Origin of the sequence: Pseudoalteromonas sp. bablab_jr010 (assembly GCF_016464105.1) — a bacterium.
In the GTDB taxonomy this organism is placed as follows: Bacteria; Pseudomonadota; Gammaproteobacteria; order Enterobacterales; family Alteromonadaceae; genus Pseudoalteromonas; species Pseudoalteromonas simplex.
In genome coordinates this window covers 125109-137095 of the sequence record NZ_JACDWV010000070.1, presented here as the reverse complement: position 1 = coordinate 137095, position 11987 = coordinate 125109, and the positions used below count along the sequence as shown (strand labels likewise).

Sequence of the window (11987 nt, the reverse complement as noted above, 5' to 3'; positions counted from 1 at the left end):
ACTACTTTTATTACATGGTATAGGTCGGATTGCCTGAGTTTAACATAGTACCGAGTAGTTTTTCGATTTTGGCATTTAAATTGGTTTTATCATCGATAAAATTCACACCAATACCTGGCGGGTTTGAGCTTTGCGCACCTTGTGGTGTGATCCAAGCAACTTTACCCGTTACGACATCATCTTCGAGTGCATCTGGTAATGTTACTTTTAAAGCCAATGAATGACCCATTTCAAAGCGCATATTAGTGCGCACAAACAAACCACCATTTTTTAGATAAGGCATGTAACAGCGATATAATTCTTCCAAGTCTTCGATATCTACTAATAATTCTTGCACGATATATCCTAATTTTGACTTTCACGTAAAGTAAACGCTAATTGTGAAATGGCTAGTTCCATATTTAAGCCAAGCACATGCGAGCTGTTATAAAGAAACTCTGAAATAGCAGATTGTGCTTTTTGATAATTGAAAAAGTCCATTCCTAATACTAATTGCGTTTTAAGATGCTCTGTTAAAAACAAGGCAAATACATTAACCAAGCTATGATCTTTATTAAGGATGTCGACTAACGCACTGAAATTATGGCTGTCTTTTATCTCAGTTGCAAATTTAAAGAGTGAATCAATAGCTTCAAGTTGGTTATCATTTTGCCACTGCTGAACAAGCAGTGGCTGCCTAGCGAATAACTCTAACCATGAATAATTAGCAATGTTCAGTGATGCTAACCATTGTGTTGTATATTCTTGGTTAACCTTTATTTCGTGTACCGCACAGCGACTTAAAATTGTTGCAGGTAATAATGCTGTTTGTTCGCACGTTAACAATAAATAACGGCGCAAACTTGGCTCTTCAAGGGTTTTTAATAAAGCATTAGCCGCTGCAGTGGTCATTTTGTGACACTGTTCAAGCACCACTACTTTGTTACCATTTTGCGCTGCTGAATGGTTGATAAAATCACTGATCTCCCGAATTTCATCAACGCCTATTGTTTGGCCTTCTACTTTTACAACGCGTTTATCAGGATGAGTACCCGCTTGATTTAGTTGGCAGCTTTTACAATTGCCACAGACTTTTAAGTTTACAGGTGACGCACAAAGTAACCCATCAGCGAGCGAATCGACTAAACGTTGCTTGCCAACTCCTTTATCACCATTAAATAGCTGTGCATGATGAAAGCGTTGCTGTGCTAAACTTTGCGCAAGTTGCTGATAAAGCCCTTCAAGCCACGGCAAAGGCATATTAATTTAAACCTGCAAAAAAGTTATCAAGCACAGTTGTGATTGCCGCATGTACTTCTGGCATTGTTTGGTTTGCATCCACAGTTTTGATACTGCTATCAGTTTTAGCTATTTCAAGGTAGCGTGCGCGAGTGCGCTCAAAAAAGTCTAATGCTTCTTGTTCGATACGATCAAGTTCACCACGTCCTTTAGCGCGAGCAAGACCCACAGCTGGGTCAATGTCTAAATAAATGGTTAAATCAGGTTTTAAACCATTTAGCACCATATCAGCTAAAAAAGAGAGTTTAATCTGTTCAATACCACGACCACCACCTTGATATGCTTGTGATGAAAGATCATGGCGATCACCTAAAACCCAAGTGCCCTTTTCAAGTGCCGGATTAATAACATTAGCAACCAATTGCGAACGTGCTGCATACATGATTAACAGCTCTGTTTCACTCGTCACTGTTTCTTGGTGAGCCTGTTTGACGATATTACGCAGCTCTTCAGCCATAGCTGTACCGCCAGGCTCACGTACATTAATAAAATCGACTTGCTTGTTTTCTAAATAAGCTTGGCATACGGCAATAGCCGTTGATTTTCCGGCCCCTTCTAGGCCTTCAATCACTATAAATTTCGCTGTCATATGACTCAATTCTGGTTGTTAGTTTAATTGGTACTGCTTTACCGCTCGATTATGTTCTTGCAATGTTTTCGAAAATTGATGGCTGCCATCCCCTTTCGCAACAAAATACACATATTCAGACTCAGGTGGATTAACCGCGGCCAAAATCGCTGCTTTCGAAGGCATGGCTATGGGTGTTGGCGGCAAGCCTTTTATCTTATACGTGTTATACGGTGTATAGGTTGTTAAATCTTTTCGTTTTATATCGCCATCAAAATCAGCACCAATACCATAAATAACCGTTGGATCGGTTTGTAAGCGCATATTGGTTTTTAAACGATTGGTAAATACCGCAGAAATTAATGGTCGCTCAGAAGCAAGGCCCGTTTCTTTTTCGATGATAGAAGCCAGTATTAACGCTTCATACGGTGAGCTTAATACTAAATCTGGCGCTCTAGTTTGCCATGCGGTGTCTAATTCCTGCTGCATTTTGTTGTATGCGCGTTTTAATAAGCCGCTGGCACTATCTTCGCTATGGTAGTGATAGGTATCAGGGAACAACCAGCCTTCTAAATTCTCTTGCGTGTTACTTATCTGCGTCGCTAAATTTTCTGTATCTAAGTCTTGGCTTAAATGCGCTTGCTTTTGAATATTAGCAACAACGTCACGAAGTGGCTGACCTTCAATAATTGTGAAGCTAAAGCTCACTTGTGCACCTTGATTGATACGACGAATATTATCAATCACAGCGCTTGTATCCAGTTCATAAAGACCCGCTTTTAGATCAGTAAGCGTAGGATCTAATTTAGCTAGTACCTGAAATTTAAAACAGCTATCAACCCACTGCTTTGAATGCCATGCTTGGCAAAGTTGATTAAAGCCGGTGCCACGCTCCACTTTAAATAAAGTACTATTTCCAACTTTTAACGGCATTTTTAATGCTGATTGAAGTTGTTGATAGCCAATACCACAACATAGCAATGCTAATAACAGCACGCTAACAATGACTTTTATCACACACTCTCCTTGGCAAACTGCGCCGTTAATAGCGCTTTACTGCATTCAATATCAAACTGTGTATCAGCAATTCGTGCAACGGGCACCACGCCCATTAAACTATTACACATAAATACGGCATCCATAGCTAAAAGCTCATCTAATTGGATTGCTTTAAATTCAATGGCTAACTTATCACATAAAGCGCTGAGATAAACCCCAGTGATACCGCAGCGGTCTAACTTAGGTGACATAACTTGACCGTCTTTAATAGCAAAAATATTTGCAGCAGAGCACTCAATCACATTGTTATCATAATCAAGTACAACAACGTCATCACATTCAAGGCTGCTCATTTGCTTTTTGATAAGCACTTGCTCTAAACGGTTCAATGTTTTTAAGCCTGCAAGTAAAGGTTGATGTGCAAGTTTCACGTCACTGATTTCAAGGTTTGCCCCCTGCTGCTGCCAACTTTTATAGTGTGAAACTGCAGGCATGGTACTGATCAGCACTTGGATACTTGGTGTGTCTGGTAAGCCATAACCACGCCCACCTGCACCACGGGTGACAACTATTTTTAAAATACCGGTTTGTGTATCACTGATTACGTGGTTAACTTCACGCTCAATTGCGCTTAAATCTAATTCGGGGAAAAATAGTCTTTGCGCGCATTCTTCTAAACGCGCTTTGTGTAAATCCCAGTGCTCAACGACAGAATTCATCACAGAGGCTGTGGTAAAAAAGCCATCACCATAATTTAAGCCACGATCTTGCGTGCTTATTGTGGTGTCTGGTGTGACTATTTTTATTGTTTGTTTTAATTTATTCATACAAAAAAGCCCAGTTAAACAACTGGGCTCTTCTTTTTAGTCCGTTGTTAAAAAGAATTATACCTTTTTAAACAGCAACGAGCCATTAGTACCACCAAAACCAAATGAATTACATAGTGCGTAATCCAATTTAGCGTCACGTGCAGTGTGCGGTACGTAGTCTAAATCACAGTCTTCATCTGGGTTATCAAGGTTGATTGTAGGGCTTACTTTCTGGTCAACAAGTGACAAGATAGTAATAATTGACTCTACCGAGCCTGCTGCACCTAACAAGTGACCCATCATTGATTTAGATGAACTTACCATCACATCTTTCGCTGCATCGCCAAAAATAGTTTTAACAGCGGATGTTTCGGCTTTATCGCCTGCATTCGTCGATGTACCGTGAGCATTAATGTAACCAACTTGGTCTGCATTAACTTGTGCATCGTTTAGGGCATTTTCCATCGCTAGAGCCGCGCCTGCACCGTCTTCAGGTGGAGATGTCATGTGATATGCATCGCCACTCATACCAAAACCAACGAGTTCAGCGTAGATCTTCGCGCCACGTGCTTTAGCATGCTCATATTCTTCAAGTACGATAACACCAGCACCATCAGCAAGAACAAAACCATCACGGTCTTTATCCCAAGGACGAGATGCTGCTTGTGGATCGTCGTTACGAGTTGATAATGCACGTGCCGCATTAAAGCCACCCATACCAATTGGTGTCGATGCTTTTTCAGCACCACCGGCTACCATTGCATCTGCATCGCCGTATGCAATCATACGTGCAGCGTGACCAATGTTATGTAGACCTGTAGTACAGGCTGTAACGATTGAAATATTAGGGCCACGTAAACCGTGCATAATCGATAAATGACCAGAGATCATATTGATAATGGTCGAAGGCACGTAAAACGGAGAAAGCTTACGCGGGCCGCTATTTAATAGTTTGATGTGGTTTTCTTCAATTAAAGTTAAACCACCGATGCCAGAACCCACTGCTACACCAACACGAGTGGCGTTTTCTTCAGTGATCTCTAGACCAGAATCTTGTAGTGCTTGTACACCCGCTGCAATGCCATATTGGATAAACAAATCCATTTTCTTTGCATCTTTCGGTGACATGTAAGCTGATGCATCAAAGTCATTCAGCAAACCTGCGAATTTGGTGCCGAAACTTGAGGTATCGAAATGCGTGATAGTTTGAATACCACTTTTACCGTTTAACAAACCTTGCCAAGTAGATTCAACATCATTACCTAGCGGTGTCAACATTCCTAAGCCAGTTACGACGACTCGACGTTTAGCCACGGGTTGCCTCCAATAAGGAAATTATTTTAGGTGGGGTGTATACCAAATTTATTAGTATCATTCTATAGATAGACTAAGGGCAGCTTAATGCTGCCCTTAAAATCAAAATGCGTAAAATTACTCAGCGTGAGCTGTAACGTAATCGATTGCAGCTTGAACTGTAGTGATCTTTTCAGCTTCTTCGTCTGGGATCTCAGTGTCGAACTCTTCTTCAAGAGCCATTACTAGTTCTACAGTGTCAAGTGAATCAGCACCTAAGTCGTCAACGAAAGAAGCTTCATGTTTTACTTCTTCTTCTTTAACACCTAGTTGCTCAATGATAATTTTCTTTACGCGTTCTTGGATGTCGCTCATTCTTCTTTCCTTTATTAAAAACGCCAATGCGTTATTTTCAGATTGCGGCGTAGTTTACGCCGCATAATTCTGTGATTCAAGGATTTGCTGATAATTACTTATCTGGTCAAACCTCTCGAATAGTATTTGTTCATTTATCGCTTATTTTCATAGCGAATTCAAGTATGTTTAAAGCAAGATCACAAAAATTTCAACAATTTTCGATAATCTTTCGCTAGCAAATTTTTGCTAACTTTCATTAAACCATGTACATCGCGCCATTTACGTGCAATGTTTCGCCTGATACATACGCAGCAGCGTCAGATGCTAAATAGCATACCGCAGCAGCGATTTCTTCAGGTTGACCTAAACGCCCTGCAGGTACATTTGCAAGCGTAGCTGCTTTTTGGTCTTCAGTCAGCTCGTCTGTCATATCTGTTTGGATAAAACCCGGTGCAACAACGTTCACTGTGATGCCACGTGATGCCACTTCGCGTGCTAATGACTTAGTAAAACCAATTACACCCGCTTTCGCTGCAGCATAGTTAGCTTGACCCGCATTACCCATAGTGCCCACTACAGAACCGATATTAATGATACGACCATTTTTCTTTTTCATCATAGGGCGTAAAACAGCCTTTGATAAACGGAAAATTGAGCTTAGGTTCGTGTCGATGATGTCATCCCACTCACCGTCTTTCATACGCATTAATAAGTTATCGCGAGTAATACCTGCATTGTTAACTAATACGTCGATATCGCCTAAATCAGCCTTGATCGCAGCAAGTGTCGCCTCAATCGATTCAGGATCTGTAACGTTAAGGGCATAACCTTTACCGTTGTCACCTAGATATTCACTGATTTTAGCAGCACCTGATTCGCTTGTTGCAGTACCCGCTACTTTTGCACCTTGTGCAACTAGCGTATTTGCAATCGCTTTACCAATACCACGGCTTGCACCAGTGATTAGGACAACCTTGCCCTCAAGAGAAAATAAATTTGTCATTCTATTCCTACTTATTTCGCTTCATCAATAGCAGCTTGCGTATTAACCGCACCACATACCATTGCTTTATCAATTCGTTTAGCAAGGCCCGTTAATACTTTACCTGGGCCAAACTCATAGCTTTGTGTGATACCTTGCGCAACTAATGCTTGTACAGTTTCAGTCCAGCGTACTGGGCTGTAAAGTTGACGTACTAATGCATCTTTAATTGCTTCACTTGATTGCTCAGCTTTTACATCAACGTTGTTGATTACATCACACTTAGGTGTATTAAATGTTAAAGTGGCTAAATCAGCAGCTAATTTCTCAGCAGCTGGTTTCATTAGTTCACAGTGAGAAGGTACGCTTACTGCAAGTGGTAAAGCACGTTTAGCACCTGCTTCTTTACATGCTTCTGATGCACGCTCAACTGCCGCTTTATGGCCGGCAATAACAACCTGACCTGGTGAGTTGTAGTTCACTGGTGAAACCACTTCACCATTTGCTGATGCTTCACACGCTGCTTTGATTTCGTCGTCACCTAAGCCGATGATTGCAGCCATAGAACCAACACCCGCAGGTACTGCTTCTTGCATATATAAACCACGATTTTCTACTAGTTTAACTGCTTCGCTTAAGCTTACAACGCCAGCACAAACTAATGCTGAATACTCGCCTAAACTGTGACCAGCCATAACAACATCGGCATCAGGGTTTGCGTCTAACCATTGACGGTAAATAGCAACACTAGCTGTAAGAAGTGCTGGTTGTGTACGATGGGTTTGATTTAATTCTTCTTCTGGACCATTTAGTACAAGTGCAGCTAGATCATAGCCAAGAGCTTCAGATGCTTCAGCGAATGTTGCTTTAGCAATTTGAGAATCAGCTAATAGTTCAGATAACATGCCCACAGTTTGTGAGCCTTGACCTGGAAATACGAGTGCAATTTTATGTGCCATACTTTGCTCTTATAATTAAACAAAAAAATATTCTGTAGCAGGCAGCATAACAAGTTTTAGATATGCTGCACTACTTTGTTGTTGGATGTGTTTGCTCAAAAATCGCAGCGATTTTTTCAGGGAGTTGGCGTTCGACTTCCCGCGCGGCTTCATCAATAGCAGCATGAAACGCCTTTGGTGAGGCATTGCCATGGCTTTTAACAACAATACCGCGCAATCCTACCAGACTTGCGCCGTTATACTGGTCGGGGTTCACCCGCTTGTAGAGTTTTTTTATCACTGGACGCAATAAAAACGCTAAACTTTTGTATAAGAAATGTTTGTGTAAGGCTTTGGTGAGTTTATGCATGATCAGTTTGGCAATACCTTCACAGGTTTTTAATGCCACATTACCTACAAATCCTTCGCACACAATAACATCGGCTTTTCCGCTGAAAATATCACTACCTTCACTGTAACCTGTGTAGTTGAGATATTCACACTGCTGCATTAACTGTGCAGCTTGTTTTATTCCTTCATGCCCTTTGATGTCTTCAGAGCCAATATTCAATAAACTAACTCTTGGGTTATCACACCCAAGTGCCTGCCCTGCTACCACAGAACCCATAATGCCAAATTGATAAAGGGTTTGTGCGTCACAATGCACATTAGCGCCTAAATCAAGTAAATAAACAGGGTTTTTACGTTCGGTTGGAACAGCAGAGATTAATGCAGGACGTTTTACGCCTGGAAGCATCTTTAATACATAATGCGCCATAAAAAATAACGCGCCTGTATTACCAGAGCTTACACACGCTTGCGCTTCACCCGATTTAACTAAATCGAGGGCAACTCGCATTGATGAATCTTTTTTAGAACGGACCGCTGAAGCAGGTTCACACGCATTTGTCACGACTTCGCTACAATGGCGAATAATTAAACGAGGGTGTGAAACAGAATCGAGTGCTTCGAGTTCTTTTAGAATAACTTGCTGATTACCACATAAGATGAGTCTTAAGTTGGTATTAGCATTTACCGCTTGCACGGCAGCGGGGATAGATGAACGGGGGCCGTAATCGCCCCCCATCATATCTAACGCTATGGTTAGATTGGTCAGCATATAGCAATCTCTTAGTTAGAAATTACTTTAACGCCTTTGTAGTAACCGTCAGCAGTTACGTGGTGACGACGGTGAGTCTCACCAGAAACTTGATCTACAGTTAAAGTTGGACCACTGATCGCATCGTGTGAACGGCGCATGCCGCGTCTTGCACGAGACTTTTTGCTTTTTTGTACAGCCATTAGTCTTCTCCTAAGAATCTTTCTTAAGTTGTTTCAAAATATCAAATGGATTTGGTTTGTCATCTTTTGCTGCTAATTTACCAAAGCTAGTAGGCTCTGATGAATAACTGCATGAAGCTTCGTTGTGTGTAGGCACTATTGGAATAGCTAAAATCAGTTCGTCTTCGATTAACTCAAATACGTTGATTTCACCGTTTTCGTCAAGCTCTACTTCATCGTAACCTTCAGGTAGATGATCTGACTCTGCATCCAAACCAATTGGCGAATACACAAAGTCTTGTTCCAAATCCAACCCTAATTCTCCATTACAGCGTTGGCAAGTTACAGTTACATGTGTTGATAAGTTACCACTTATTACCACTAAACCTTGCTCGTCAATTTTGCAATGAATCTTTACCGCTATTTCACCTGCTTCCTCCTGCACAACTTGCTCTAAACGAGAAAGTTTTTCAAGCGGGACAATACCGTCATACGTTAAACGATGTTGAGCTGCTTTGCTGGGATGAAGAGTGATGGGAATTTTCACCTTTTGCATAGGGGCTGCATCATATAGATAGTTAGTAAGTTAGTCAAAGTAAAAAACCAATTTTGGTAGGTTTTTAACGATCTTCTGCTTTGTTTTCGGATTCATTGTGGCTTATCCTTGGCAAAATACAATTTTCATCCAGAATTTATTATGAAACCAACACTTATATTAGCGTCAAGCTCACCATTTAGACAGCAATTATTAACTAAGTTTAACTTACCTTTTCAAAGTTTTTCTCCAGATATTGATGAGTCCCCTATCGCAGCTGAAACACCAGAGCAATTAGTTGCTCGTTTAAGCGAGCAAAAAGCCCGAGTTGCCAAACAACATTTTAGCGAAGGATTGGTGATCGGCTCTGATCAAGTTGCGGTATTCAACGATACAATTTTAGGTAAACCTCATACTAAAGAGAATGCCATTAAGCAGCTATCATCATTTAGTGGCCATACAGTGACCTTTTTAACGGGTTTAAGTGTTTTTGATATACAAAGCGATAAAGCAATTACCACCGTGGTGCCATTTGATGTGACATTTAAAACACTCACACATGAGCAGATCAATGCTTATTGCGATACAGAGCAGCCATACAACTGTGCAGGTAGCTTTAAAAGTGAAGGATTAGGCATCTGTTTATTTGAAAAGCTCAGTGGCGATGACCCTAATACATTGATAGGCCTGCCACTGATCACACTAACTAAAGTGCTGGCTGAGTTTGGTGTTGACGTGTTAACTCTGCAAGGGGCGTAGTTAAAACCTGCAAAAGTTGTTGGTATGAATCAACAACACATAACGGCGTATGTTGTTGCAACTGCGCCGGGCTATGGGCACCAAAACTCACTCCAATACAAGCAATGCCTGCGGCATTAGCCATTGCCATATCGAGTTGGCTATCGCCAATCATCACAGCATCGCTTTTTGCGATGCCCTGCTCACGTAAAATTTGCTCAAGCATATCTGGAGATGGCTTCGACTCAGCATCGTCAGAGCATTTTATATTCACAAAGTACTTACCAAGGTCTGACTCATTAAGAAGCCTATCAATGCCTTCACGTCCTTTACCGGTAGCAACAGCCAATTGCATACCTGCATCGCTTAACTGCTTTAAAACGGATTCTACATCTTTAAATAAAGGTGTAGGTGTAACATCTAACTCACGGTACTGTGCTTTGTAACCTGCAACGAGTTCGTCGCTTAAATGTAAATGCGCCGGAAAAAGCACTTCAGTGGCTTTTGCCAGCGATAAACCAATAACGTCTTTCGCTTGTTGCTCTGTTGGAACAGGAATACCTAAGTCTCGCGCAGTATTTCGCAAGCAGGTGACAATTTTTGGCACAGAGTCCATCACTGTGCCATCCCAATCAAAAATAACCAGCTTAAACTTGTTCATTATCTGCACGTAGCTTTTTGATACAATTTTGAAGTGCATTATCGAGTGGCGCTTCAACATGCATGGTTGTTTCATTTTTAGGGTGCATAAAACGTAAATCGTGGGCATGTAAAAACAAACGATTTAAACCAGTCAGTTTATTCACGTATTGATCGAACTCTGCAACGCCATATTTATCATCACAAGCAATTGGATGACCTTTACATTGCGTATGCACACGAATTTGGTGAGTACGCCCCGTTACCGGCGACGCTTGTACTAATGAGCACTCAGCATATCGCTCAAGCACACGAAAACGCGTGTGCGATGGTTTACCTTCAGTATTATCAACACGCACCACACGCTCACCAGACTTTAAGGTGTTTTTACGAAGTCCTTCGGTAACGTTTTTCGTTTTAGAATCCCATTGACCATCAACTAATGCCCAATAGTTTTTCTCCATGGTTTTTTCACGTAACTGTTTATGTAAATCAGTTAACACTGAACGACGTTTAGAAATAAGCAAGCAACCTGATGTGTCACGGTCTAGTCTGTGTACAAGCTCTAAACTACGCTCTTCAGGACGAAGTACGCGAAGTGCTTCGATTAAGCCATAACTTAGGCCACTGCCACCATGCACAGCCATACCCGAAGGCTTGTTGATCACCATTAAATACTTGTCTTCAAACAAAATGGCGTCTTCAAGTTGTTTTACTTTATCGAGTTTTTTTGGCACAAACTCTTCTTTTTCGGCCACTTTGATAGGTGGAATACGAATCACATCGTTTAGTTGTAGTTTGTAGACAGGTTTTATGCGTTTTTTATTTACTCGCACTTCGCCTTTACGAAGGATTTTATAAACTGCACTTTTAGGCACACCTTTTAGGTGAGTAATAAGAAAGTTATCAATACGTTGACCTAGATGGTCTTCACCTATGGTGACAAACGAAACTTGTAAGCCGGTTTTTTCTGACATTGCCTAATCACTGATTTAAGTAAATAATTTAGTTGCTAACGCGACTGTAATAGTGGGATAATCACCGTCGCGAACATAAAGTTTGCAAGTAACAACGGTGCTTTTATCACATTAATACATTCGTGAAGCATATTCTGGGTTGCCGATCATACAGATCCGCGCTAAGTTTTCCAAAGCTTTTATAATTACCCAGCCAACACGAGCGTTCAATTATCGGCGATGCGCGTAATATATTGCCTGAATAATTTGAGCACGAATGTTGATTAATGAACATAAAAAGCAATTGAACAAGATAAATTGACTGATAGTGACGACGTAGCAACGTCATTCAGAAGCAGCTGTTGTAGCAAGACATTGAATAAAAATTTGAACATGGTCGACTTCGGGACAAAACTCGTAAATTAAAACCGCAGAATTGGCGGCAGTTTTGACACCTATAAGAATTTAATAACGTGACAACATGTTATTGTCAGCCACACTTAGTGATGCTCAATGTAAGCAAACAACTTCAGGTTTTGACTTTACCCAGTCGTGAGACTGCACAAAAACAACCGTCAGAAACCACTGAACAGACGAGTTTATACCGTCATGTC

The 11987-nt window shown here is 41.1% G+C and carries 15 protein-coding genes; 1 reads left to right on the top strand and 14 read right to left on the bottom strand.

What is annotated here, in order from left to right; translation table 11 throughout:
* Nucleotides 1-10 precede the first annotated feature (10 nt).
* The 12 genes from JIG37_RS06120 to yceD all read right to left on the bottom strand — a co-directional run bounded on the left by JIG37_RS06120 (nucleotide 11) and on the right by yceD (nucleotide 9061).
* Nucleotides 11-337 (bottom strand): PilZ domain-containing protein, encoded by a 327-nt coding sequence (locus JIG37_RS06120; RefSeq protein ID WP_054554720.1) that lies wholly within the window; start codon nucleotides 335-337, stop codon nucleotides 11-13.
* 8 nt (nucleotides 338-345) lie between these two features.
* Entirely contained in the window at nucleotides 346-1239 is an 894-nt protein-coding gene (locus JIG37_RS06115; protein WP_138619740.1) for a DNA polymerase III subunit delta', read from the bottom strand.
* 1 nt (nucleotide 1240) lies between these two features.
* Nucleotides 1241-1867 (bottom strand): dTMP kinase, encoded by a 627-nt coding sequence (gene tmk / locus JIG37_RS06110; protein ID WP_138619741.1) that lies wholly within the window; start codon nucleotides 1865-1867, stop codon nucleotides 1241-1243.
* A gap of 18 nt (nucleotides 1868-1885) precedes the next feature.
* Nucleotides 1886-2863, bottom strand: coding sequence for an endolytic transglycosylase MltG (mltG, locus tag JIG37_RS06105; RefSeq protein ID WP_138619742.1), 978 nt, complete (start codon nucleotides 2861-2863; stop codon nucleotides 1886-1888).
* Nucleotides 2860-3672 (bottom strand): aminodeoxychorismate lyase, encoded by an 813-nt coding sequence (pabC, locus tag JIG37_RS06100; RefSeq protein ID WP_138619743.1) that lies wholly within the window; start codon nucleotides 3670-3672, stop codon nucleotides 2860-2862. The genes mltG and pabC overlap by 4 nt, the downstream gene beginning before the upstream one ends.
* Nucleotides 3673-3729: 57 nt before the next feature.
* Nucleotides 3730-4968 (bottom strand): beta-ketoacyl-ACP synthase II, encoded by a 1239-nt coding sequence (gene fabF / locus JIG37_RS06095; RefSeq protein ID WP_138619744.1) that lies wholly within the window; start codon nucleotides 4966-4968, stop codon nucleotides 3730-3732.
* A 117-nt stretch (nucleotides 4969-5085) separates the two neighbouring features.
* Entirely contained in the window at nucleotides 5086-5322 is a 237-nt protein-coding gene (gene acpP / locus JIG37_RS06090; protein ID WP_016707440.1) for an acyl carrier protein, read from the bottom strand.
* A gap of 238 nt (nucleotides 5323-5560) precedes the next feature.
* A complete protein-coding gene (fabG, locus tag JIG37_RS06085) occupies nucleotides 5561-6307 on the bottom strand; it encodes a 3-oxoacyl-ACP reductase FabG (RefSeq protein WP_054554714.1) in 747 nt (248 codons plus the stop codon).
* 11 nt (nucleotides 6308-6318) lie between these two features.
* Nucleotides 6319-7245: an ACP S-malonyltransferase gene (gene fabD, locus JIG37_RS06080; protein WP_138600107.1), complete on the bottom strand. Its 927-nt coding sequence runs from the start codon at nucleotides 7243-7245 to the stop codon at nucleotides 6319-6321.
* Nucleotides 7246-7315: 70 nt separating this feature from the next.
* Nucleotides 7316-8344, bottom strand: a complete 1029-nt coding sequence (gene plsX, locus JIG37_RS06075) for a phosphate acyltransferase PlsX (protein WP_054554712.1) — start codon at nucleotides 8342-8344, stop codon at nucleotides 7316-7318.
* Nucleotides 8345-8355: 11 nt separating this feature from the next.
* Nucleotides 8356-8526 carry a 50S ribosomal protein L32 gene (rpmF, locus tag JIG37_RS06070; protein ID WP_036967969.1) on the bottom strand — a complete coding sequence of 57 codons (171 nt, stop codon included), beginning with the start codon at nucleotides 8524-8526 and terminating at the stop codon, nucleotides 8356-8358.
* 10 nt (nucleotides 8527-8536) lie between these two features.
* Nucleotides 8537-9061, bottom strand: a complete 525-nt coding sequence (yceD, locus tag JIG37_RS06065) for a 23S rRNA accumulation protein YceD (RefSeq protein WP_054554711.1) — start codon at nucleotides 9059-9061, stop codon at nucleotides 8537-8539.
* A gap of 141 nt (nucleotides 9062-9202) precedes the next feature.
* Between yceD and JIG37_RS06060 the strand changes: the two genes are divergently transcribed.
* A complete protein-coding gene (locus tag JIG37_RS06060) occupies nucleotides 9203-9799 on the top strand; it encodes a nucleoside triphosphate pyrophosphatase (protein WP_199528958.1) in 597 nt (198 codons plus the stop codon).
* Here the strand turns inward: JIG37_RS06060 and JIG37_RS06055 are convergent.
* Nucleotides 9747-10439, bottom strand: coding sequence for an HAD-IA family hydrolase (locus tag JIG37_RS06055; RefSeq protein WP_199528957.1), 693 nt, complete (start codon nucleotides 10437-10439; stop codon nucleotides 9747-9749). The two genes, JIG37_RS06060 and JIG37_RS06055, sit on opposite strands and share 53 nt — an antisense overlap.
* Nucleotides 10426-11394 carry a 23S rRNA pseudouridine(955/2504/2580) synthase RluC gene (gene rluC / locus JIG37_RS06050; protein WP_054554708.1) on the bottom strand — a complete coding sequence of 323 codons (969 nt, stop codon included), beginning with the start codon at nucleotides 11392-11394 and terminating at the stop codon, nucleotides 10426-10428. The genes JIG37_RS06055 and rluC overlap by 14 nt, the downstream gene beginning before the upstream one ends.
* Nucleotides 11395-11987: the final 593 nt, after the last annotated feature.